Origin of the sequence: Paraburkholderia sp. IMGN_8, assembly GCF_038050405.1 — a bacterium.
Classification (GTDB): Bacteria; Pseudomonadota; Gammaproteobacteria; order Burkholderiales; family Burkholderiaceae; genus Paraburkholderia.
In genome coordinates this window covers 738,546-762,192 of sequence record NZ_CP150900.1, presented here as the reverse complement: position 1 = coordinate 762,192, position 23,647 = coordinate 738,546, and the positions used below count along the sequence as shown (strand labels likewise).

21 protein-coding genes are annotated in these 23,647 nt (G+C 61.7%); 11 read left to right on the top strand and 10 right to left on the bottom strand.

The annotated features are described in order from the left end of the window. The first annotated feature begins 5 nt into the window (after positions 1 to 5). Positions 6 to 881 carry a pirin family protein gene (locus tag WN982_RS03700; protein ID WP_341314446.1) on the top strand — a complete coding sequence of 292 codons (876 nt, stop codon included), beginning with the start codon at positions 6 to 8 and terminating at the stop codon, positions 879 to 881. A gap of 72 nt (positions 882 to 953) precedes the next feature. After that, the gene (gene trxA / locus WN982_RS03695) at positions 954 to 1,802 is read left to right on the top strand and encodes a thioredoxin (RefSeq protein WP_341314445.1); all 849 of its coding nucleotides are present in this window, start codon (positions 954 to 956) and stop codon (positions 1,800 to 1,802) included. A 99-nt stretch (positions 1,803 to 1,901) separates the two neighbouring features. On the opposite strand, the gene tcdA is transcribed toward trxA, so the two are convergent. Next, positions 1,902 to 2,756 (bottom strand): tRNA cyclic N6-threonylcarbamoyladenosine(37) synthase TcdA, encoded by an 855-nt coding sequence (gene tcdA / locus WN982_RS03690; protein ID WP_341314444.1) that lies wholly within the window; start codon positions 2,754 to 2,756, stop codon positions 1,902 to 1,904. A gap of 201 nt (positions 2,757 to 2,957) precedes the next feature. On the opposite strand from tcdA, the gene pdxH reads away from it, so the two are divergent. The 3 genes from pdxH to WN982_RS03675 all read left to right on the top strand — a co-directional run bounded on the left by pdxH (position 2,958) and on the right by WN982_RS03675 (position 6,448). Further along, the gene (gene pdxH, locus WN982_RS03685) at positions 2,958 to 3,599 is read left to right on the top strand and encodes a pyridoxamine 5'-phosphate oxidase (RefSeq protein WP_341314443.1); all 642 of its coding nucleotides are present in this window, start codon (positions 2,958 to 2,960) and stop codon (positions 3,597 to 3,599) included. A 149-nt stretch (positions 3,600 to 3,748) separates the two neighbouring features. Continuing rightward, complete coding sequence (locus WN982_RS03680) at positions 3,749 to 4,963, top strand: cyclopropane-fatty-acyl-phospholipid synthase family protein (RefSeq protein ID WP_341314442.1); 1,215 nt, start codon at positions 3,749 to 3,751, stop codon at positions 4,961 to 4,963. A gap of 84 nt (positions 4,964 to 5,047) precedes the next feature. Next, the gene (locus WN982_RS03675; RefSeq protein ID WP_341314441.1) at positions 5,048 to 6,448 is read left to right on the top strand and encodes a DUF72 domain-containing protein; all 1,401 of its coding nucleotides are present in this window, start codon (positions 5,048 to 5,050) and stop codon (positions 6,446 to 6,448) included. 98 nt (positions 6,449 to 6,546) lie between these two features. Here WN982_RS03675 and msrA read toward each other — a convergent pair whose 3' ends face one another. Then, a complete protein-coding gene (msrA, locus tag WN982_RS03670; RefSeq protein WP_341314440.1) occupies positions 6,547 to 7,095 on the bottom strand; it encodes a peptide-methionine (S)-S-oxide reductase MsrA in 549 nt (182 codons plus the stop codon). 281 nt (positions 7,096 to 7,376) lie between these two features. Between msrA and WN982_RS03665 the strand changes: the two genes are divergently transcribed. Continuing rightward, positions 7,377 to 7,886 (top strand): flavin reductase family protein, encoded by a 510-nt coding sequence (locus WN982_RS03665; RefSeq protein WP_341314439.1) that lies wholly within the window; start codon positions 7,377 to 7,379, stop codon positions 7,884 to 7,886. A 17-nt stretch (positions 7,887 to 7,903) separates the two neighbouring features. On the opposite strand, the gene WN982_RS03660 is transcribed toward WN982_RS03665, so the two are convergent. After that, on the bottom strand, positions 7,904 to 8,413 hold the full coding sequence (locus tag WN982_RS03660; RefSeq protein WP_341314438.1) for an Lrp/AsnC family transcriptional regulator: 510 nt from the start codon (positions 8,411 to 8,413) through the stop codon (positions 7,904 to 7,906). A gap of 130 nt (positions 8,414 to 8,543) precedes the next feature. On the opposite strand from WN982_RS03660, the gene kynB reads away from it, so the two are divergent. The 4 genes from kynB to WN982_RS03640 all read left to right on the top strand — a co-directional run bounded on the left by kynB (position 8,544) and on the right by WN982_RS03640 (position 12,788). Next, positions 8,544 to 9,182, top strand: coding sequence for an arylformamidase (gene kynB, locus WN982_RS03655; protein WP_341314437.1), 639 nt, complete (start codon positions 8,544 to 8,546; stop codon positions 9,180 to 9,182). A 28-nt stretch (positions 9,183 to 9,210) separates the two neighbouring features. After that, positions 9,211 to 10,461 carry a kynureninase gene (gene kynU / locus WN982_RS03650; protein ID WP_341314436.1) on the top strand — a complete coding sequence of 417 codons (1,251 nt, stop codon included), beginning with the start codon at positions 9,211 to 9,213 and terminating at the stop codon, positions 10,459 to 10,461. Positions 10,462 to 10,471: 10 nt separating this feature from the next. After that, positions 10,472 to 11,398 carry a tryptophan 2,3-dioxygenase gene (gene kynA, locus WN982_RS03645; RefSeq protein WP_341314435.1) on the top strand — a complete coding sequence of 309 codons (927 nt, stop codon included), beginning with the start codon at positions 10,472 to 10,474 and terminating at the stop codon, positions 11,396 to 11,398. A gap of 259 nt (positions 11,399 to 11,657) precedes the next feature. After that, entirely contained in the window at positions 11,658 to 12,788 is a 1,131-nt protein-coding gene (locus WN982_RS03640; protein WP_341313135.1) for an IS481 family transposase, read from the top strand. An 836-nt stretch (positions 12,789 to 13,624) separates the two neighbouring features. Here WN982_RS03640 and WN982_RS03635 read toward each other — a convergent pair. The 7 genes from WN982_RS03635 to WN982_RS03605 form a co-directional block, all read right to left on the bottom strand. Beyond that, positions 13,625 to 14,362 carry an SDR family oxidoreductase gene (locus tag WN982_RS03635; RefSeq protein WP_341314434.1) on the bottom strand — a complete coding sequence of 246 codons (738 nt, stop codon included), beginning with the start codon at positions 14,360 to 14,362 and terminating at the stop codon, positions 13,625 to 13,627. Continuing rightward, positions 14,359 to 15,903 (bottom strand): FGGY-family carbohydrate kinase, encoded by a 1,545-nt coding sequence (locus tag WN982_RS03630; RefSeq protein ID WP_341314433.1) that lies wholly within the window; start codon positions 15,901 to 15,903, stop codon positions 14,359 to 14,361. The genes WN982_RS03635 and WN982_RS03630 overlap by 4 nt, the downstream gene beginning before the upstream one ends. A 37-nt stretch (positions 15,904 to 15,940) precedes the next feature. Then, positions 15,941 to 17,041 carry an alcohol dehydrogenase catalytic domain-containing protein gene (locus tag WN982_RS03625; RefSeq protein WP_341314432.1) on the bottom strand — a complete coding sequence of 367 codons (1,101 nt, stop codon included), beginning with the start codon at positions 17,039 to 17,041 and terminating at the stop codon, positions 15,941 to 15,943. A gap of 37 nt (positions 17,042 to 17,078) precedes the next feature. Beyond that, on the bottom strand, positions 17,079 to 18,086 hold the full coding sequence (locus tag WN982_RS03620; RefSeq protein ID WP_341314431.1) for an ABC transporter permease: 1,008 nt from the start codon (positions 18,084 to 18,086) through the stop codon (positions 17,079 to 17,081). After that, positions 18,073 to 19,593 carry a sugar ABC transporter ATP-binding protein gene (locus WN982_RS03615; RefSeq protein ID WP_341314430.1) on the bottom strand — a complete coding sequence of 507 codons (1,521 nt, stop codon included), beginning with the start codon at positions 19,591 to 19,593 and terminating at the stop codon, positions 18,073 to 18,075. The genes WN982_RS03620 and WN982_RS03615 overlap by 14 nt, the downstream gene beginning before the upstream one ends. Positions 19,594 to 19,653: 60 nt before the next feature. Then, positions 19,654 to 20,589, bottom strand: a complete 936-nt coding sequence (locus WN982_RS03610; RefSeq protein WP_341315706.1) for a substrate-binding domain-containing protein — start codon at positions 20,587 to 20,589, stop codon at positions 19,654 to 19,656. 124 nt (positions 20,590 to 20,713) lie between these two features. Then, positions 20,714 to 21,694 carry an AraC family transcriptional regulator gene (locus WN982_RS03605; protein WP_341314429.1) on the bottom strand — a complete coding sequence of 327 codons (981 nt, stop codon included), beginning with the start codon at positions 21,692 to 21,694 and terminating at the stop codon, positions 20,714 to 20,716. 386 nt (positions 21,695 to 22,080) lie between these two features. Here WN982_RS03605 and dalD point away from each other — a divergent pair, with 386 nt between their 5' ends. After that, positions 22,081 to 23,493: a D-arabinitol 4-dehydrogenase gene (dalD, locus tag WN982_RS03600; RefSeq protein WP_341314428.1), complete on the top strand. Its 1,413-nt coding sequence runs from the start codon at positions 22,081 to 22,083 to the stop codon at positions 23,491 to 23,493. The last annotated feature ends 154 nt before the right edge of the window (positions 23,494 to 23,647 follow it).

Here is a 23,647-nt window from a genome sequence, read left to right as displayed (position 1 = left end):
AGTCCATGACCTCCTCGATCAAAGCAGTCCTCAAGCCGCATCTGCGCGACGTCGGCAATCTCACCGTGCGCCGCGTGTTGCCTGCGATGGCGGCGCGCCTGATTGGCCCGTTCATCTTCTTCGACCACATGGGCCCCGCCACGCACGAACCCGGTATCGGCCTCGACGTGCGGCCGCACCCGCACATCGGCCTCGCGACGGTCACGTATCTGTTCGAAGGCGCGATCATGCATCGCGACAGCCTCGGCTCGGAGCAGAAGATCGTCCCGGGCGACGTCAACTGGATGACCGCCGGCCGCGGCATCGTCCATTCCGAGCGCACGCCGGCCGAAGACCGCGCGAGCGGTCAGACGATGCACGGCATCCAGACGTGGGTCGCGCTGCCGCTCGCCGACGAAGACACTGAACCGTCCTTCGCCCATCACGCGGCGGATACGCTGCCGGTAGTCGAGCGCAACGGAGTCACGCTGCGCGTGATCGCCGGCACGGCGTTCGGCGCAACCTCGCCGGTTGCGACATTTTCGGGCACGCTCTATGTCGCCGCGCAGTTCGCGCCGGGCGGCGCCTTCGCGCTCGAACCGGAACACGAGGAACGCGGCGTCTACCTGGTGGACGGCGATCTGGAGATCGACGGCACGCCGCTCGAAGCCGGCCAGATGGCCGTGCTGGCCCTCGACGAAACTGTCACGCTCGCCAGCACCCACGGCGCGCGCGTCATGCTGCTAGGCGGCGAGAAACTGGACGGCGAGCGCTTTATCGAGTGGAATTTCGTCGCCAGTTCGCGGGAAAAGATCGAGGCCGCCAAGACCGCCTGGACGAATCAGGAAATGGGCAAGGTGCCGGGCGAAACTGAATGGATTCCTTTGCCGGTGCGCAAATGAGCGCAAGGCGCATTGAAATTCCCGTCGTCGGCCCCATCTAGTTCAACAATCCGTTTTATCGACGAGGACGCAATGGACACCACTCTGGCCACTTTCGAACAAGACGTCATTACCGCGTCGACGCTGGCCCCCGTGCTGGTCGATTTCTGGGCGCCGTGGTGCGGCCCCTGCAAGACGCTCGGCCCGATGCTGGAAAAACTTGAAGCAGAAGCCGCCGGCAAATGGAAGCTGGTGAAAGTGAACGTCGACGAGAATCAGGAACTGGCGGCGCACTTTCAGGTGCGCAGCATTCCGCACGTGATGGCGTTTGCCGATGGCCGGCCGGTCGATCAGTTTGTCGGCGTGCTGCCGGAAGGTCAGCTGCGCGAGTTTCTCGACCGCCTCGTGCCGCAAGGTGCCGATGGGGCGCGCATGGAAGCGCAGGCCGCGCTTGCCGAAGGCCGCCGCGAAGACGCGTACGAAGCGCTGCAAGCCGCGCTCGCCTACGATCCCGGCTTCGATGACGCGCGCATGGACCTGATCGAACTGCTGCTGGAAGACAACCGGATCGACGAAGCCCGCAATGAAGTCGATTTGCTGTCGCCGAAAATCACGCAAGGCATCGACCCGCGCTTTAACGCGATCAAGACCCGCCTCGACGCCGTGGACGTAGCGTCGGATCTGCCGCCCACCGACGCACTCGAAGCCCGTGTGGCAGCGGACCCAGCCGATCTCGAAGCACGCTTCGACCTGGCTAACGCGCTGATCGCCCGCCGCAATTACGCGGGCGCACTCGAGCATCTGCTGGCGATTGTGCAACGCGACCGCACGTTCCGCGACGACATCGGCCGTAAGACGATGCTGTCGGTGTTCGATCTCGCCGCGCACCAGCCGGAACTGGTGTCGCAGTGGCGGCGCAAGCTGAGCGCGTGGCTGTTTTAATTTTGCGCCGCGTTCAGGTGCGGCCCGTGTGGCCGATGCGCCGCGCCTGAACCTGCTGCCGCTTAAACCGCCACCTTATCCTGCTTCAACCCGCCCGCTTCACCCCGCCTGTTTCGCCAACGCCCGCAACACATGTGCGGCCGCCGCAAAACCGAAGCTCGCGGTCACACATACGCTCGAACCAAACCCCGCACAGTTCAGACCGACCGGCCCCGTATGACCCGGTGAAGTGATCACGTGCTCGGCTTCCTCGTCGATATCGCAGACGGCTGCTTCCGGATAGATCAACGGCTCGTCCGAATACACCGCGCTCACCTTGAACTTCGCTTTCGGACCACGCGGAAAGCCGTGCTGTTTGCGCAACTGTCCGCGCACCTTCGACAACAACGGGTCCTGGATCGTCAACGCGAGATCGTCAATACGAATGCGCGTGGGGTCCAGCTGGCCACCCGCGCCGCCCACCGTAATCAACGGCTGCTTCTTCTCGACGCACCACGCGATCAATGCGGTTTTCGTGCGCACGCTGTCGATCGCATCGATCACGTAATCGAAACCGCCGCCAAGCGCCGACGCGAAATTATCCGGTTCGACGAAGTCTTCAACTAGCCGCACGTCGCAAAACGGATTGATCGCCGCGATGCGTTCAGCCATCGCTTCGACCTTCGGTTTTCCGTAGTTGCCGTCGAGCGCGTGGATCTGGCGGTTAGTGTTGCTCTCGGCGACATTGTCGAGATCGATCAGCGTCAACGTGCCGACCGCACTGCGCGCCAGGGCCTCCGCCACCCACGAGCCGACCCCGCCGATACCGATCACCGCAACGTGCGCCCGCTCGAACGCAGCGAGCGCCGGCGCGCCGTACAGCCGGGCGATGCCGCCGAAGCGCCGCGCGCGATCGGCGGTTTCACTGCCGTCGAGGCTGGTAGTAAGATCAGATTGCGCGGTGGTGCTGGACATGGTGGCAGGCTCGTTGAAAGCAGGCAAAACAGAATGTGCAGAAGGTGGCAACGCTCGGGCGCTTGCAGCCCGTATTTTGCCTGATCGCATCAATATGCACGGCGACATGCATGAACGAGCGGCGCGCCGCCTTGACTAGGTCGCGCGCAAAAAATTCGCTCCTTGGCTATACTGGTTGGACTGTAGCGTTCGCATAAGAACATGACCACACTCGCCGAACTTCGAAAAAATTATTCGCTTGGGTCGTTGGACATTGCCGATATCGACCGCAACCCATTCCGTCAATTCGACGCGTGGTTTGCGCAAGCGGTCGAAGCCCAACTTCCCGAGCCGAATACGATGACCCTGGCCACGGTCGACTCGCGTGGCCGGCCGTCGGCGCGCATCGTCCTGATCAAGGGCGTCGACGAGCGCGGCTTTGTGTTCTTCACCAACTATGAAAGCCGCAAAGGCCGCGAACTCGCCGCCAATCCGTACGCGAGCCTGCTGTTCTACTGGATCGAACTCGAACGCCAGGTGCGGATCGAGGGCCGCGTCGTCAAGACCAGCGCGGAAGAAAGCGACGCGTACTTCGCGTCGCGCCCGCTCGACTCACGTATCGGTGCGTGGGCCTCGAATCAGAGTCAGGTGATTGAAAGCCGCTCGCAACTCGAAACACGCGAACGCGAAATCAGCCTGCAATACGGCGACCAACCGCCGCGCCCGCCGCATTGGGGCGGCTATCGTTTGGTACCCGAAGCAATCGAATTCTGGCAAGGCCGTCCGTCGCGTTTGCACGACCGCCTGCTCTACACGCGTTCAAGCGAAAGCAGCGACTGGCACATCGCCCGCCTATCGCCTTGAATCTGAACATAAATGTCTTCGCGCACGCCGCCAACGAAGCCGCGTGCTCGAAGGCGCGGATTGCGCCACCTCACGGCATAGGAGTCACGCCGCGGTGAGCGGCGGTCCACACAGGCTTTGCTTTAATTCAACGGACACGGAGAAATCGCATGTTCTGGGAGAAAAAGCTGGCGCAGTGGGTGGAAGACGTCAAAACCAGGGCGAACCTGCCGGCGCGCCTTGTGCTGTGGGACGGCCAGCAACATGACTTCGGGCAGTTTGCCGCGCCTCAGGTCACGCTGCACGTGAAGAGCGCCACGGCGCTGCCTTACCTGCTAGAACCGAGCCTCGACAATCTGGGCGAGGCGTACGTGAAGGGCAAGATCGACATCGAAGGCAAGCTGTCGGACATCATCAACATCAGCTATCAGCTCGCACGCAACACGGTCACCGGCGCAAGCAAGCTGGCGCGCGTGCGGCGCTACTTCAATCACTCGAAGTCGTCGGACAAGAAGGCGATCCAGTATCACTACGACGTCTCGAACGAGTTCTACAAGCTGTGGCTCGACGAGAACATGGTGTACTCGTGCGCGTACTTCGAGAATGGCGACGAAGATCTCGCCACCGCGCAGATCAAGAAAATCGACCACATCCTCACCAAGATCCAGTTGCAGCCCGGACAGCGCCTGCTCGATATCGGCTGCGGCTGGGGTGCGCTCGTGCTGCGCGCGGCAACGAAGTTCGGTGCGAAGTGCGTCGGCGTGACGCTGTCGCAGAACCAGTTCGACCTCGCCACTGCGCGCGTGAAAGCCGCGGGCCTCGAAGACAGGATCGAGATCCGTCTGCAGGATTATCGCGACGTCGAAGGGCAATTCGACCGCATCACCAGCGTCGGGATGTTCGAGCACGTCGGCCGCAAAAACCTGCCGGGCTACTTCGAGAAGATCCGCGATCTGCTGGTGGACGACGGCATCGCGATGAATCACGGCATCACGTCGAGCGATGCGGAGAGCGGCGAAACCGCGCTCGGCGGTGGCGAATTCATCGACCGCTACGTGTTCCCGGACGGCGAGTTGCCGCATATCAGCCTTGCGCTCGAAGCGATGCAGCGCGGCGGCCTCGAAGCGGTTGACGTCGAAAGCCTGCGCCGTCACTATGCGCACACGCTGAACATCTGGGCGGAAAACTTCGAAACGCATGCGGAAGAAGCCCGCAAGCTGGTCGACGACGAAAAATTCCGCATCTGGCGCGTGTATCTCGCCGGCTGCGCATACGCGTTCGAAAACGACGACGTCTCGATCTACCAGGTGGTGTGCCGCAAAGCCGGCCGCAGTGCGACAACCTTGCCGTGGTCGCGCCGCTATATGTACGACAAACAGCCGTGATACGGTTGCGCCGCGGCGACGTGCCGGGTCCGGGTACATGAGCGGCCGCCGCGGCGCAAACTTTAAACAGCAGGTCGAACACCGATGGGCCAGAGCGGCACGAGCGGAGTTGAACAAGCATTGAACGCCGGGCACGGGGAGGAAGCCGTGCAGTTCGACCTGTTTGGGATGCCGGTGGAGCGACCCGCAGCACCCGTGGAACCAGCTGCGGGCGGCAAGCCAGAGTCCCGTTCCGCTGAAACCGCAACTACCACGCCTGCTGCCGCGGCGCAGCCTGAGCGGCGGCGTCAGCCGCGCGCGAAGGCAGGCGGCGCCGTCACGCTTTGGCAGGAAGACGATGCACCGGAGATCATCGCCGAGCCCACGTCCGAGTCAGCGTCAAAACCCGCCTCCACCGCCACGCCAGCCCCTGCCGACGCCCCGAGAAAACGCCGCGCCCGCGACGTCGTGGCCGCCCCACCCTCCTCAGAACTGCTCGCCCTTGCCGCCGAACTGCCGCCGCAGGTCCATCTCGGCACATCGACATGGTCGTTTCCGGGCTGGAACGGCATCGTCTACGGCGACGAATACAGCAACAGCAAACTCTCGCGCGACGGCCTCACCGCCTACGGCGCGCATCCGCTGCTACGCACCGTCAGCATCGACCGGTCGTTTTATCAGGCGCTCACCGTCACCGAATACTCGCGCTATGCGCAGCAGGTGCCCGAGCACTTCCGCTTCATCGTCAAAGCGCCGATGACGATCACCGACGCCACCGTGCGCGCCGAACGCGGCGAGCCGGTCTCGTTGAATCCGTGCTTTCTGAATGCGCAAATGGCGATCGACGAGTTCGTGACGCCTTGCCTCGAAGGCCTCGGCGCGAAGGCCGGCGCGCTGGTGTTCCAGCTCTCACCGTTGCCGGATCAGATGCTTGCGCAGCCGGCGGTGTTCATCGAACGCCTGGCCCAGTTCCTGACGGCGTTGCCGACACTCCCCGAAGGCACCTGCTACGCCATCGAGATCCGCGACGCGAGCTTGCTGACGCCGCGCTTCATCCGCACGCTGAAAACGGCAGGCGTACGGTACTGCGTGGGAATTCATGCGCGGATGCCGGACCCGCTGCGCCAGGCGGCAGCACTCGCACTGCTCGACGGCGAGCCGGCCGGGCCGCTGATCGTGCGCTGGAGTCTGCACGGCGGCTTCAAATACGAGCAGGCGAAGGCCAAGTACGAGCCGTTCAACCAGCTCGTCGACCAGGACCCGACCACCCGCGCCGCGCTCGCCGAACTGGCCGCGCGCTATGCGCTGGCCGGCCAGCCGGTGGTGATCGCGGTCAACAACAAGGCGGAGGGCTCGGCGCCGTTAAGCTGCGTGGAACTGGCGCGCGCGATCATCGAAGCGTACGCGCGCCTCGCTCACGAGCACGAACATGAACTTGATCGGCAACCGGACGAGCGCGACCATGGCGAAGACGGCCAGCCCGGCAAGCAAGACGAGCACGACTAGGCAACACCCTGCCCGCATGCGGCTGACGGCCCGGCAACGAGCGGCTCACTGAGCCACTGCCCGGGCCGTCCGTCGACTTGAGCCGCGACTCACGCCGCTCAGCTAGCCCTGATCCGATGCGCGAACTTCTGACGAAACTTCGCGACCTTCGGCGCCACCACGAACGAGCAGTACCCCTGGTTCGGATGCTGCGCAAAGTAGTTCTGGTGATACGCCTCGGCCGGCCAGTAGTTACCGTCGAGCGGCAGCACCTGGGTGACGATCTGGCCGTCGTAAATCCCTTCGGCGCCGATCTCACGAATCGCCTGCAGCGCCGCCTCGCGCTGCGCTTCGGAGTTCGTGAAAATCACCGAGCGGTATTGCGTGCCGACATCGTTGCCTTGCCGGTTCAACTGGGTCGGATCGTGAATCGCAAAGAAGATGTCGAGAATCTCGCGATAGCTGATCTTCGCTGGATCGAAATCGACGTTCACGACCTCCGCATGGCCAGTCTCGCCGTCGCAGACCTGTTCATAGGTCGGCTGCCGCGTCTGTCCGCCCGCATAGCCCGATTCCACCGAGTTCACGCCCTCGACGCCCAGATACACCGCTTCGAGGCACCAGAAACACCCGCCACCGAGGGTGGCGACTTCGCCTGTCTGACTCATGCTGCTCGCTCCTTGATACTCATAGTCGGCCGGGGCCGGTTGTTCGCCCGAGGCTTGCCGCTGACGTTTGCTCAATACCCGCTTACCCGCAACGCTCGTGCCGCTATCGAGACTTTCCAGCTTAGCGGTTTTTCCACTTAACAGTAGGGGTCGCGGCCAGTCCGCCGCGATTGCAGTTAAAATTGGGACAAATCGACGATTTTCACTATGACTTTCGAATCATTTGTTTCCGGCCACGCGCACGATGGGTTCACCCGGCTTGCGCCGAAGGCTTCCGCCCAATGAAGCGCGCCAGCCCGCCTAACTTCGACCAACCCGCCTTCAAACAGGCGCTCGGCCAATTCGCTACAGGTGTCACCGTGATTACCACACGCGCGGCGTCCGGCCAGTTGATCGGCATCACCGCCAGCTCGTTCAATTCGGTTTCGCTCAATCCGCCGCTGGTGTTGTGGAGCCTCGCGACGCGCTCGGCGTCGATGCCGGTGTTCCAGGCGAACAGTCATTATGTCGTCAACGTGCTGGCCGCGTCGCAGCTCGATCTGTGCAAACGCTTCGCTACCGTGAAGGGCGACCGCTTCGAAGGCGTGTCGCACGCGCAGGGCGACACCGGCATGCCTGTGCTCGACGGCGCGCTTGCGTGGTTCGAATGCCATAACCGCAGCCGCTATGAAGAAGGCGACCACGTGATTTTCGTCGGCGAGGTGGAGCGCTGCGGCGTGCACGAGAATGCCACGGAAATAGCGCCGCTGATCTTCCAGAACGGCCAGTTCCACGGACTCAAATCGATCTGAATGCGGCGCGGCCGCGCTCAGTTATGCTGCGCGCTATGGCCAGTGGTTTTTTTCACCAGCGACACCGGCACACCCGAATCTTCCTTCAGCGTCTGCAGCACGATATTCGAGCGAATATCCATCACGCCCGGCGCCTTATACAGGCGTTGCAGCACGAAATCCGAATAGTGTTTGAGATTGTGCGCAAGAACCCGCAGCAAATAATGGGTCTCGCCGGTCACGACAAACGCGCCGACCACTTCCGGCCAATCCCGCACCGCCTCCGCAAAACGCTCGTGCCAGTTCTCCTGGTCGTTGCGCATCGACACCTGCACGAACGCTTCCAGTTCGAAACCCAGCACTTCGCGGTTCAGACATGCGCGGTAATGCTCGATGACGCCCTGCTCCTCCAGCAGGCGCAGACGCCGTAGACAGGCTGACGGCGAGAGCGAGATGCGCTCCGCCAGGTCGAGATTGCTGATCCGTCCTTCTTGCTGAAGCACCGTCAAGATACGGCAATCGGTGGCGTCGAGCGAGATCGCGTTCATATTCGGTCTCCCTTTCCCATTTGACTCAAATTATGTTCCAAGACAAGGCTAAGAAGGAGATTTTTTCGCAATCACATTTCGCGACAAGCCGCCTATCATTCCCCAATAGACACACATCGCCGATGGAGACATGGACACACTCTGGGACATCACCCCCGCCGTCGATACCGCGACGCCCGTCTGGCCGGGCGATACGCCGGTCGGTATCGAACGCGTGTGGCGCATGGAGGCGGGCTCGCCCGTCAACGTCGCGCGGCTGACACTGTCGCCGCACACCGGCGCCCACACCGACGCGCCGTTGCACTACGACGCCGAAGGCGCCGCGATCGGCCAGGTGCCGCTCGACGCTTACCTTGGCCGCTGCCGCGTGATTCACTGCATCGGCGCCTCGCCTGTTGTGACGCCACAACACCTGGCCGGCTCGCTCGACGATCTGCCGCCGCGCGTCTTACTGCGCACTTACAAAAACGCACCGACCGCCGCCTGGGACAGCGCTTTCTGCGCGGTCGCGCCGGAAACGATCGACCTGCTGGCTGCTCGTGGCGTCAAGCTGATCGGCATCGACACGCCGTCGCTCGACCCGCAGGAATCGAAGACGATGGATGCGCATCACCGGATCCGTGCGCATCGGATGGCGATTCTCGAAGGCATCGTGCTGGATGCCGTTGCGCCCGGCGACTACGAACTGATCGCGCTGCCGCTCAAGCTGACCACGCTCGATGCGAGCCCCGTGCGCGCCGTGTTGCGCGCTCTGCCCGAATCGCTCTGATTTCTCTTATCTCTCTGACTGGACCACCATGAACCACCGTGACGAAGCACTGGCGCTCGACCGCGCCGACCCGCTCGCCCCACTGCGCGACCAGTTCGCGCTGTCGCCGGACACCATTTACCTCGACGGCAACTCGCTCGGCGTGCCGCCGTCTGCCGCCGCCCAACGCGCGCAGACCGTGATCGCCGCCGAATGGGGCGAAGGCCTGATCCGCAGCTGGAACACCGCCGGCTGGTTCGAATTACCGCGCCGCCTTGGCAACAAGCTCGCACCGCTGATCGGTGCGGCGGAAAACGAAGTGGTCGTCACCGATACGATTTCGATCAATCTGTTCAAGCTTTTATCGGCTGCCGTGCGGTTGGCAAACGCGCGCGATCCCAAGCGCCGCGTGATCGTCTCGGAGCGTTCGAATTTCCCGACCGACCTGTACATCGCGCAAGGGCTGATCGAACAGCTCGACCGCGGATATGAATTGCGTCTCGTCGACGATCCGTCCGAGCTGCCCGCCGCGATCGGCGACGACACCGCCATCGCGATGATTACGCACGTGAACTACCGCACCGGCTACATGCACGACATGGCCGCGCTCACCAAGCTGATTCAGGACAAGGGCGCGCTTGCGCTATGGGACCTCGCCCATTCGGCGGGCGCGGTGCCGGTCGACCTGAATGGTGTCGGTGCGGACTACGCGGTGGGCTGCACGTATAAGTATCTGAACGGCGGCCCGGGTTCGCCGGCGTTCGTGTGGGTGCCGCAGCGTCACCAGAACGAGTTTGCGCAACCGTTGTCCGGCTGGTGGGGGCATCGCGCGCCGTTCAAAATGGACCCGGCGTATCAACCCGATGACGGTATTGGCCGCTTCTTGTGCGGCACGCAGCCGATGGTGTCGATGTCGCTGGTCGAATGCGGGCTCGACGTGTTCCTGCAGACGGATATGCAGACGATCCGCGCGAAGTCGCTCGCGCTGACCGATCTGTTCATCGAACTCGTTGAAGCGCGCTGCGGCGAGTTTCCCTTGAAGCTCGTGACGCCGCGTGAGCACGCGCAACGCGGCTCGCATGCGAGCTTCGAGCATCCGCATGGTTATGAAGTAATGCAGGCGCTGATCGCGCGTGGTGTGATCGGCGACTATCGCGAGCCGCATGTGTTGCGGTTTGGATTTACGCCGCTGTATACGCGCTTTGTCGATGTGTGGGACGCAGTGGAAACGCTGCGCGAGGTGCTGACGCAAGAGACCTGGCGGGCACCTGAATTTGCCGCACGCGGCGCTGTGACCTGAGGAGCACGCGATGACCGATCACATGCAAACGCCGGGACTGCCGGAAGAGAAACCGGCGCAGGGGTGTCCGTTTGGGCATGGTAGCGGCGCGGCTGCTTCTGCTGGTGCCGCTTCAGACGATGGCTGGCACGACGCGCAACTCGATTTCTCGGAATCGATGAGTTACGGCGATTACCTGTCGCTGGGGACGGTGCTGGATGCGCAGCATCCTTTGTCTCCGGATCACAACGAGATGTTGTTCATCATTCAGCATCAGACGAGCGAACTGTGGATGAAGCTCGCGTTGTATGAGTTGCGCGCCGCGCTGAAGGCGGTGCATCGCGATGAGTTGCCGCCGGCGTTCAAGATGCTCGCTCGCGTATCGCGAATCATGGAGCAGCTCGTTCAGGCATGGAGTGTTCTCGCGACGATGACGCCGTCCGAGTACACGGCGATGCGGCCTTATTTGGGTAGTTCTTCCGGGTTTCAGTCTTATCAGTATCGGCAGATCGAGTTTTTGCTGGGGAATAAGAATGAGCAGATGCTGAAGCCGCATGCGCATCGGGCTGAGATTTTTGCCGAGGTTAAGGCTTCGCTTGAAGCGCCTTCTTTTTATGATGAGGTAGTTCGGCTGCTGGCTCGACGTGGGTTTGCTATTTCACCTTCCAGGTTGGAGCGGGATTGGACTCAGCCTACTATCCATGATGCTTCTGTCGAAGCGGCCTGGCTGGAGGTTTATCGGAATCCTTCGCAGCATTGGGAGTTGTATGAGATGGCTGAGGAGCTCGTCGATCTCGAGGATGCTTTTCGCCAATGGCGGTTCCGGCATGTGACTACTGTTGAGAGGATTATTGGGTTTAAGCAGGGTACGGGCGGGACTAGTGGCGCGCCGTATCTGCGCAAGATGCTGGATGTGGTTTTGTTTCCTGAGCTTTGGCATGTGAGGACTATGTTATAGGGGAATTTTTGCGCGTAGCGCCTGGTTGGGGTGTTCGCCTACGGCAGTGGCCTTTCCTTGCTTTTTTGCCTTTCGCGGCGCTTTTGTCTGTGTGCCTACGGCGTTGCCTTTCCTTGATTTGTTATTGGTTTATTAGCGTCGCCCCTGTGCGGGGCAGGCACTTACTTTCTTTGCCGCCGTGTATAGACCGGGGACATAGCTGACAGGTGTGCGGGGACATGGTTGACACTTCCGGGTATTAAAACGCCCGGTCCCGACCATGCCCTGGAACGCAAGAGACACCATGAGCCTCCGACAGGAATTTGTTCATCTGGCCAGTCAGGACACCCTGACGATCACCGAGTTGTGCCAGCGCTTCAACATCAGCCGGCAGACCGGCTACAAATGGCTTAAGCGTGGCGAGAACGCGCTGTCAGATCAATCACGGCGCCCAGCCACCAGCCCCTTGAAGACTCCCGCTGCCATGGAGCAGGAAGTGGTGCGGCTGCGCCAGGCCCATCCGCGCTGGGGCGGGCGCAAGATCAGTCGGCGCCTGCAGGATCTGGGCTTTGAGGCGGTGCCGCAGCCCAGCACCGTGACCGACATCCTGCACCGGCATAACCTGATCCTGCCGACCGATTCAGCAATGAGCGAACCGTGGAAGCGCTTTGAACACGAGCAGCCCAACGTACTCTGGCAGATGGATTTCAAGGGTCACTTCGATACCCTCCAGAAGCAGCGTTGCAGCCCCCTGACGGTGCTGGACGACCACTCGCGTTTCAGCATCCTGCTGCGTGCCTGCGGGCCGACGGACACCTCGACCGTGCAGGCGGGATTACGTGAGGCGTTTGGGCACTACGGCCTGCCGTTGCGCATCAACACCGATAACGGCTCGCCGTGGGGTTCGCCCAGCAGTCCGGGGCAGCTTACCGAGCTGGCCGTCTGGCTGATCCGGCTGGGTATCCGTATCAGCTACAGCCGGCCGTATCACCCGCAGACCAATGGCAAGGATGAGCGGTTTCACCGTACGTTGAAGGCTGAAGTGCTGAACGGACGAAGCTTCGCTACGCAGGAGCACGTGCAACAGGAACTGGACCGCTGGCGCACCGTGTATAACTGCGAACGTCCGCACGAGGCGATTGGCATGGACACGCCGGTCAGCCGTTACAAGCCCAGCCCCCGGGCGTATCCATCGATCCTGCAGGAGCCTGAATACGGCCCGGACGACGTGGTGCTACGAGTCAGGTCAGATGGCCAGCTACGCTTTAAGGGACGGAAACTTAAGGTCTCGAACGCACTTTATGGACTGCCGGTTGCGGCACGCGCAAAGGTGGGCGAAGACGGCGTATTTGAATTCTGGTTTGCACATCACCGCATCCTCACCCTTGACCTGAGGAGCGAGAATCACTGACCATAAAGTGTCAACGATGTCTCCGCACGTTTGTCAATCATGTCCCCGGTCTATACACCGCCGCAAAGAAAGTAAGCAAAGAAAGCGGCTCAAACCGCTAATGCTAAGCGGGTCCCCTGGCTTGGAGGAGGTAGTGGAGCATCTGGAATCTGTGTTCTCGCACATTCCACGTCAATGACAAGGCAGTCATACTTCCGGCGGCGCTACGCGCGCCGTAGCGGTACTTCACCAAACCAGCGGGCGATTCTGGCTTGCGCGGTTTCATCTGTGCCGTGACCTGCAGGCCGTGCGTTTATGCATTTCCACATTACGTGCAGCACCGCATTCGCAAGCTCACCAAGCCAGCCTCACCTCATTTCCCACCGGGACATCGCCGAGACGAAGCCGAGCGCTCCCACCGAACCAAAACGAATCCACTGCTTCGCCTGGCAGACCGTTCCGGCGAGCACGCAGTGCGAGGCGGGAAGAATGGCTGCCTTGTCACCAACGCTAAATGTGCGAGAACACGGATTCCACGTGCAGGCGCCAAAACTGCCTGGCGGTCTGATGAAGTACCGCTGCGGCGCGCGCAGCGCCGCCGGAAGAATGACTGCCTTGTCACAGGCGCGGAGTGCGCGAGAACACCGATTCCAGATGCTCCACTACCTCCTCCAAGCCAGGGGACCCGCTTAAGAATTGGCGGTTTGAGCCGCTTTCTTTTGCCTACTTTTCTTTGCGGCCGGCAAAGAAAAGTAGGTGCCCCCCCGCACAGGGGGAACGCTAATAAACCAATAACAAAGCAAGGAAAGGCAACGCCGTAGGCACAACAACCATAGCGCCGCGAAGGCAAAAAAACGTCACCTAGCGGTATACCCTCCATCGACCGGCAAACAAACCCCACTAATCATAGAAGCCGCCTCACTGAGCAAAAAACAAACCGGCATTGCCACTTCAAAAGGCTCAGCGAAGCGCCTCATAGGTATAGCCATCAAAGCGGGCTCCCGCTTAGCCGGATCACTCCATGCCTGCACAGCCATAGGTGTCAACGTAACCGTCGGATTGACACTATTAGCGCGAATGCCAAAAGCCCCAAGCTCGATGCACAAAGAGCGAGTAACAGCATCAAGCGCCGCCTTGGAAGCCGAATAGCTCAAATGATCATCCAGCGCCACAAGTGCAGCTTGACTAGAAACATTCACGATACTGCCAGCGCGCTTAGCGCCAATCATCCCGCGGGCCACGTGCCTGGCAACCAACACCGCTCCCCGCGCATTCACCGCCATTACTCGATCAAAACTAGCACCCGTGGTATCAACGGCGCGCTCGAGCAAAGCAATTCCCGCACAGTTCACGAGCCCGTCGAATGCATCGAGCGAACCCAATGCATCGTCAATTGCGGATTCATCGCTCACATCGAGCACCAACGGCTCGCAGCCCGTTTCCTCAGCCAATCGCGCCAACTCATTCACATTGCGCGCCGCCGCAACCACACTCGCGCCGGAAGCGCACAACACCTCGACGGTCGCCCGTCCAATGCCGCTCGATGCACCCGTGACCAGAATCGACTTGCCCGAAAAATCAAAAGTAGCATTCATGATGTCTGCAGCCGATGCATGACTGGCTTCAACGCCGGATACAAATCCGCGTAAACGCCAAATCGCTCTTCATACAAAACCATTCGCCGCACGTCTGGCTCAGCGCGCTCGATCAGCGTCACCCACCCGCCCTGCGCTTCTTCGCGCGAAATCAACCCGACACCCACCGCGGCCAGCAACGCCGCACCCATCGCTGCCTCCACCTCCTGCTCGATCGTGTACACCGGATAGCCGGTAACGTCCGCAATGATTTGCATCCACAAATCCGAATGCGTGGCGCCGCCCACCACGATCAACTTGTCATCCAGCGATTGCGCGCCTTTACGTCCCGCTTCAATGTTGTGTTTCAGCGCGAAGGACACGCCCTCGAGAACCGCTCGATACAGATGCGCCCGCGTGTGAAAGAGGCTCAAGCCGACAAACGCCCCGCTCGCCCTGGCATCCCACACCGGACTGCGCTCGCCCATCAGATACGGCAAAAACACCACGCCGTCGGCACCCGCTGGAATCCCAGAAGCAGCTTCTTCGAGCAAACGATGCGGATCACCATGCGGCGTCGCACGTGCCGCTTCAGTCTCCGCGTGGCAGAACTGCTCGCGATACCACGTCACCGACGCACCCGCCGTAATCGCGCCGCCGAAAATGTAGATGTCGCGCTGCCCGTTGAACACATGCGGCATGCTGATCAAACCATGCCGTGCATCGACGCTCTGATTGATATAGCCCCAGCACATACTCGTGCCGATCATCGCGACATGCTGCCCCGCGCGCGTGACGCCCGCAGCAAACGTCGCCACAGCTGCGTCGACGCCGCCCGCGACGATTGCCGTGCCCGCCGCCAGTCCCAGCTGTTCGGTCCACTGCGACAGCAATCCACCCACCACGTCCGACGATTCCACCAGCCGCTCCGGCATCATCGTCGCGGGAATGCCGAGCATGTCGAGCGCTTCATCCGACCAGTCGCGCTTCGCGATGTCGTAGATGCCGCCGATGTTGCCCGCCGAGCTATGGTCGACGGCAACCTCGCCGGTCAGCGTGTAGATCACATACGCATTGGGTGGCAGGAAATAGCGCGTATGCGCCCACACGTCCGGCTCGCGATCGCGCAGCCACAGCATCTTCGTGTAGCCGTAATAGCTGTCCACGCCATTGCCGGTAATCGTATAGAGGCGTTCGAGATCGACGTTGTTGCGCACCCATTCGACCTGGTCGGTGGCGCGCCGGTCCATCCAGATCAGACACGGATAGAGCGGCCGCATGTCGCTATCGACTGGAATGCCGGAGCCGCCGTACAGGCTGCTCACGCACACCGCCTTGATCGACTTCGCCGCGACGCCCGCCGTTTTCGCTTTCTCCACGCACGCGGCGATGCACGCCACCACCGCCTTCAACCACACCGCCGGCCACTGTTCAGCCCATAGCGGCTTGGGCGTATCCGGCTGATAGCCCGACGCATGCTGCGCGACGATCGCGCCGTGCTGATCGACCAGCAGCGCTTTGGTGCTCTGCGTGCCGATATCGACGCCGATGACGTAGTCCATACAGTCTCCGTTTATGTGCCGCTTGTTCCACGAACGCTCAGGCACGCGGCTTCATCAATACCTTGATCGAGTCGAGCGAGTTCGCGACCTTGATCGCCTCGTCCCATTCTTCCAGCGAAAAGCCGTGCGTGACAATGCCCTTCGACGTCACAAGCCCACGCGCCAGCAGATCGATCGCAATCGGATAACAGTACGGCCCGAGATGCGCGCCGCGCACGTCGAGTTCCTTGCGGTCGCCGATCACCGACCAGTCCAGTGTAGTCTCTGCGCCGAACACCGAAAACTCGACGAAACGCCCGAGCTTGCGAATCAGGTCCATGCCCTGGTTGACGCCGATCGGCGCGCCGGTCGTTTCAATGTACACGTCGCAACCGTAGCCGTCCGTCAGCGAATGGATGATGGCCAACGCGTCTTCCTGCTTCGGATTGATCGTCACGTCGGCGCCGTATCCGCGCGCGAGCGCAAGGCGCTCTTCCACCAGATCGATCACGATCAGTTTCTTCGGCGTTTTCAGATGCGCGATCTGCGTCATCATCAGACCAAGCGGCCCGGCGCCCGCGATCACCACCACGTCATCGAGTTGCAGGTCGCCGCGATTTACCGTGTGAATGGCACACGCCAACGGCTCGATGATCGCGGCGTCTTCGAGCGAGATGCCGTCGGGGATCTGGTGGACGATCGCGGTCGGCGGAATGCGCATGTACTCGGCCATGCCGCCGTCGGCGACTTCGCGCTGGAAGCCGAAGATGTTGTGCACCTCGCACATCCAGTACTGACCGGATTTGCAATAGCGGCACTTGCCGCACGGCACGATCTGTTCGGCGATCACGCAGTCGCCGATTTTCACGCCGAAGTGTTCGGCCGCGCCTTCGCCGATTTCCTCGACGAAACCGAAGAACTCGTGGCCCGGAATCACCGGTGCTTTGACCCACGGGCTCGGGCCGCCCCAGAACATCTTAGCGCCCGAGTGGCATTTGCAATCGCTCGCGCAGATGCCGCATGCGGCGATGCGAATCACCAGTTCATGGGCGCGAGCAAGAGGCTTCGTTACCCGCTCGACGCGGTAGTCTTTCGGCGCGTGACAGACGATGGCTGTCATGTTCTGCTGGTCGGTTTGCGAGTCGTAGTGGTTCGTCATTGCATGATCCTGCTAAAAAGGGGAAGTCGGAGAAGCGTTACTTTCTGCGGTCGCGGCTGATGTAAATCGCGAGCAAAATAATTCCGCCCTTGATCACGTTCTGCACATAAGGGTTCACGCCGACCATGTTCAGGCCGTTGTTCAGCACGCCGAGCAGCAGCGCACCAATCAACGTGCCGACGATCGAGCCACGTCCGCCGGAGATCGAGGTACCGCCCATTACCACCGCGGCGATGGCGTCGAGTTCGAAGCCGACGCCCGCGTTCGGCTGGCCGCTCATCAAGCGCGCGGTCAACACGATGGCGGCGAAAGCGGAAGTCAACCCGGCGAGCGTGTAGACAATCAGTTTCACGCGCGCCACGCGCACGCCGGACAGGCGCGTCGCCTGTTCGTTGCCGCCGATCGCGTACACGTAGCGTCCGAACGGCATGCGTTCGAGCAACACCCACGCAATTGCATAGATCACCAGCATGATCACAACCGGCGCCTGAATGCCGAGGATCTTGCCGCTGCCGAAGAAGCTGACCCAGTCCGGCAAACCGTCGATCGGGTAGCCGCCGGTGTAGATCAGTGCGAGACCGCGCGCGATACCCATCGTCGCGAGCGTGACGATGATCGGCGGCATGCCGGCGAACGCGACGAAAAACCCGTTGGCCGCGCCGAAGCCCAGACCGACTGCAACGCCGATCGCGAGCGCCGCCACCGCATTCATCCCCGCGACCATCAAACCAGCGGCGAGCGTACCCGCCAGCGCCATCACCGACCCAACCGACAGATCGATCCCGCCTGTCAAGATCACGCACGTCATACCGACGGCGATGATCGCGTTGATCGACACCTGCCGCAGCACGTTCTCCAGATTCGCGCCGGATAGAAAACTGTCGCTTGCGAACACCATCACGATGCAGACCACCAGCAAGCCGATGAACGGATAGAACAGCGTCGAGCGTTTCAAAGCGGTCCATGTAAGACGCAGTGGAGCGTCCGGGGCGTTGCCGCTGACGGTCGACGTTCTCGGCGAAGAAGAAGGGTTAGGCGTGTTCATGTGTTGCTCCACGGGTGCCGGCTGTTGCATAGGTCATCACGGCGTTCGAGTCGATCTCGTCGCCTTCGAGCAGCGCCTCGATGCGGCCCTGCCGGAACACGGCGACGCGGTCGCACATGCCGACGATCTCCGGCAGTTCGGACGAGATCATGATGATCGAGTAGCCGCGCGCAGTGAGTTCGCGCATCAGCAGATAGATTTCGGCTTTGGCGCCGACGTCGATGCCTCGGGTCGGTTCGTCGAAGATCAGGATGTTGGTGTGGTGATTCAGCCAGCGCGCGATCACCACCTTCTGCTGATTGCCGCCTGAGAGCGTGGCGACCTCGGTATGCATCGTCGGCGCCTTGACGCCCACGCGTTTCATGATGTCAGCGGTCGCGCGCGCTTCGCTGCGCTGGTCGATGAAGAAACGCAGCGAGCGGTACTTGCCGAGGTTGTTGATCGAGATGTTCTGCCTGATCGAGAAATCGGTGATCAGGCCTTCGGTCTTGCGGCTCTCGGGCAAAATGCCGACGCCGGCTCGCAGCGCGTCGGCGGGATCGGATAGCTTCGCGGCCGTGCCGTTGATGCGGATTTCCTTCACGTAAGCCGGGTCCGCGCCGATCACGGCGAGCGCGGTTTCCGTGCGGCCCGAGCCGACCAGTCCGGCGAAGCCGAGAATCTCTCCCTCGCGCAACGAAAAACTCAGCACCGGACTGTCTTTAAGCAATTGCAGCTTGCCGACTTCGAGCACGGTCTTCGCATCGGCGCGCAACGGCGGCTTCGGCGGAAAACTGCTTTCGATGCGGCGCCCCACCATCATTTCGACCAGGCGGCCCACATCGGATTGCGCGACCTCGGTCATGCCTACATACTGGCCGTCGCGCAGCACCGTAATGCGGTCGCACACCTCGAAAATCTCTTCGAGGTGATGCGAGATGAAAATCATCGCGACGCCCTGCTGTTTCAGATCGCGCATGATCGCGAACAGATGCTCGGCTTCCGCGGGCGTGAGCGTTGCGGTCGGCTCATCCAGAATCAGAATGCGCGCTTCCAGCGACAACGCCTTACCGATTTCGACGAACTGCTGCTGCGCGACCGACAACTCGCGAATCGGCACCGACAGATCGATCCCCACTCCGAGCCGCTCGAAAATCGCCGCTGCCGCGCGCCGCATCTTGCCGCGTTCGAGCAGACCCAAACCGTTCTTCAACTCGCGGCCGAGAAACATATTCTCCACCGCATTCAGATACGGAATCAGGCTGAACTCCTGAAACACGATGCCGACGCCCGCAGCGACCGCATCGTGATAGTTCGTGAAGTGGCGCACCTGGCCGTCAATCGTGATGGTGCCTTCGTCCGGCTGATAGATGCCGCACAGGATCTTCATCAGCGTCGATTTGCCCGCGCCGTTTTCGCCGAGCAATGCGTGAATCTCGCCGCGCGCAATGTCCAGGTGAATACCTTGCAGCGCCTTCACGCCGGGAAAGCTCTTGGTGATCTGATCGAGTTTGAGAATCGTGTCCATCGGGTCCTCCTCTGCGGCGAGCTGCTGCACTCCGGAAGAGCACAGCAACTCGCGCTCGACTTACCAGCTGAAGCCCTTCGCATTGCTCTTGTCGACCATCTTCACGTCGACCGGAATCGCTTTCGGCACACTGGCGCCCCACTTCTTCGCCAACGCGACGCCGAGCGCGATGCGCACCTGGTCGGCCGGGAACTGCGCGGAGGTTTCGACGAACTTCGAATTCGGTTTCTGGATCGCGGCAATCGCTTCCGGCGCACCGTCGACACTGGTGAGCTTGATATCCTTGCCCGACGCTTCGATCGCCGAGAGCGCACCCATCGAGCCGCCGTCGTTCACGCTGAACACGCCCTTCAGATTCGGATGCGCCTGAATCATGTTCTCGGTGACGGACAGTGCTGTCGCGCGTTCCTGCTTGCCGTTCTGCGTATCGACGAGTTTCACGCCCGGCACTTTCGCGAGCGCCGCCTTGCAGCCGCGCACGCGTTCGAGAATCGGCACGACCGGAATGCCGTCGAGAATCGCCACTTCACCGCTGCCGCCAATCGACTTCGCCAGGTACTCGCACGCCATCTGCCCCGCGTCGAAGTTCTTCGAGCCAACGAACGAATCGACTGGACCGTTCGCGTTCGCATCGACCGCAACCACCACCACGCCCGCCTTCTTCGCCGAGCTCACCGCCGACTGAATGCCAGTCGAATCGGTCGGATTCACGAGCAGGATGTCGATCTTCTTTTGCAGCATGTCTTCGACGTCGCTGACCTGTTTGCTGACGTCGTGATGCGCGTCGGTGACGACCACCGTTGCGCCCATCGTCCCCGCCGCGTCGTTCAACGCCTTTTGCATCGTCACGAAGTACGGGTTGTTCAGCTCCTGGAACGTCATGCCGATTTTCAACGGCGTGGCTTGTGCCGCAGGCGCGGCGATGAACGACAGGCCGAGCGCGAGCGTCGCGAATGCCTTCAACGATGCCTGCTTCGAAGTGAAATGGAATTGCATCATGGTTGTCTCCGTTATTTAAAAGTAAGCACGCCCCTCACGCTGTCCGGAACAGCGCGATGCGTGTTGAAACGCGGGTGAAATGAAACGCTTCGGCTTATTGCTTAGGCGGGGCTACGTATGGCTACGTCGGTGGATAAGCGGCGGCTGCAGTGCGAGGCAAACCTGGCGACGGCACGATCGCGGGTGCATCGTCGATGCCCGCGCCGCGCGCCGCCGCTTCTTCGGAAGCGTCGCGGCTCGCGTCGTTCAGTTGCTGATAGCGGCGAAACTTCGAAGGCGCCATGCCCTTGACCGCGAGAAACTGTCGATTGAAATTCGACAGATTGTTAAAGCCCGCCTTGAAGCAGATATCGGTCACGCTCAGGTCATCGTCCGTGAGCAACTGGCACGCGAGATTGATGCGCATCCGGTTCACGTACTGCACGAACGGCAGCCCGGTATGACGGCGGAAGTAACGTGAAAACGCGCTGACGCTCTGCCCGGCGAGCTGCGCCAGATCCGACTCGCGCAACTCGCCCGCGAGGTTCTTGCCGATATACGACAACGCGTGATTGATGCGGGTCGACGCGAAGCCCGTTGGATCGGCCTGGTACGCAGGGCTCGCGAGCGTCTCGCGATCCTCCGCGTTCATCAGTATTTCCAGCATCGACATGAACAGCACGAGACGGCGCAGCCCGCGCGCCGCCAGCAATTCGAGGAATAGCGGCTGGATCGCCGCGCTCGTTTGAGCGCCGAACGACACGCCGCGGCGAGAATCGGCGAGCAGTGCTTCGACCTGACGCCATTCCGGAAAACGCTCGAGACAGCCCGACACGAATTCCTGGCTGAATTGCACAACCAGATTGCGCTGCGCGATGGTCTCGCCTTCCGGCACGTCGCTGACCCAGTTATGCGGCAGGTTCGGGCCCATCAACACCAGGTTGCCGGGCGCAAAGCCGCTGATATGGTCACCGACGAACATCTTGCCCGTCGTCGCCACGATCAGATGGATTTCGTATTCGGGGTGAAAGTGCCAGCGCACCGTGCGATACGGATAGCCGTGCGACCACACTTTGAACGATTCGTCGCGGCGTACGGCAACGATTTCGAGATCCGGTTGCATCGCGTCTCCTTCCTCCATGAAGCGGCTCACTGAGGCGCCGCTGATCTTCATCTTGTATAGCGAAAAGTAGACTTCTCACGCGTTATCCACCACTGAAAATGAAACCGCGGACCGATACTTTTTTGCACTCGGGTTAGTCCTGGCGCGCTTCAAGTCAAATTTGATGCAATGCAACAGGCTCGCTCAGACGCGACCCGTAACGCGTTGCGTGACAGCCCATGCTGCCAGAAACCCCGCCACGCCGCGCTGCGCCACGAAAAGCCGTTCACGTCGCCTTGACTTTCGTTTCGGCGGGTACGATCATTCGCTCACAGATAGAGCAAATGCTCCACTCAAGAAAAACGCACGCTCCGAGCCGTGCGGTCAAGGACATTCAGGAGACGCACATGAACAGCGGGCAAGGAAGCGGCGCGGCCGCACACGTGATCCTGCACATCGGCGCGGGATCGTTCCATCGCGCGCATCAGGCGTGGTACCTCCACCGATTGAACGAGGCGCGGCCGGCCGGCGAGCCGCATTGGTCGCTAACGGTCGGCAATATTCGCAGCGACATGAACGTGGTACTCGATGCGCTTGCCGCGCAAAAAGGCGCCTATACGCTCGAGACCGTCACGCCGCAGGGCGAACGCGCGTACGAGACGATTCGTTCGATCGAGCGCGTGGTGCCGTGGTCCGAGAGTCTCGATGCGCTGATCGAAGCGGGCGCCGATCCGGCCTGCAAGATCATCGCGTTCACCGTCACCGAGGGCGGCTATTACCTCGACGAACGGGACGAACTCGACACTGCCAACGCCGATCTCGCCGCCGATCTGAAAGGCGGCCACACCACGATCTACGGCGCGCTCGCGGCGATTCTCGACGCGCGCATGAAGCGCGGCGCCGGTCCGGTCACGCTGCAAACCTGCGACAACCTGCGCAGCAACGGCGAGCGTTTTCACGCCGGGATGAGCGAGTTTCTCGAACGGCGCGGCGCGCAAGAACTGGCGCAATGGTTCGACGACAACACCCTGTGCCCCAGTTCGATGGTCGATCGCATTACGCCGCGCCCCACCCCGGACGTGCGCGAACGCGTCAAAGCCGCCACCGGTGTGGACGACGCGTGCCCGGTGATGGGCGAGGCATTCATCCAATGGGTGATCGAAGACCGGTTTATTGCTGGACGTCCAGCCTGGGAAAAGGTTGGCGCGGAACTGGTCGACTCCGTGATGCCATACGAGGAAGCCAAGATCCGTATTCTCAACGCGACGCATAGCTGCATCGCGTGGGCGGGCACGCTGGTCGGGCTGAACTACATCCACGAAGGCACGCTGGACCCGGACATTCGCCAATTCGCCTTCGATTACGTGACCGAAGACGTGATCCCGTGCCTCACGCCGAGTCCGCTCGATCTCGAACGCTATCGCGACGTGGTGCTCGAACGCTTCAGCAATCCGTATATCCAGGACACCAATCAACGCGTCGCGGCCGACGGCTTTTCGAAGCTCCCCGGCTTTATCGCGCCGACGCTCGCCGAATGCTTCGAGCGCGGCGTCGCACCGGCGGCGACTGCGATGCTGCCGGCGTTGTTCTTCCGCTTCCTCGACCGCTGGCAGGCCGGCAAGCTGCCGTATGCGTATCAGGATGGCGTGATGGACGAGCGCGTCGCGCGTGGCTTTTTTGCGGCGCCGGATCCGTTGCAGGCGTTCGCCGCGGACCGGCTGCTGTGGGGCAGCATGGCGCAGACGCCCGAACTGGAATCGGTGTTGGCGGGCGCATTGGCGCGCGCCGACGTATGGCTCGGCAAACGCGGCGCGGCTTGATTCAACGCGACGGCTAATGTGACGACTAATGCGGCGGCTAGCGCGGCGACCAGCGCCGCGGCTGGCGCCGCATCAACTCGCCACGGTGCCAGGCTTAATGCGCATGGCACCGCCCGCCATGTGCGGCTAAAGTAGCGCATCTCTAACGACGAAG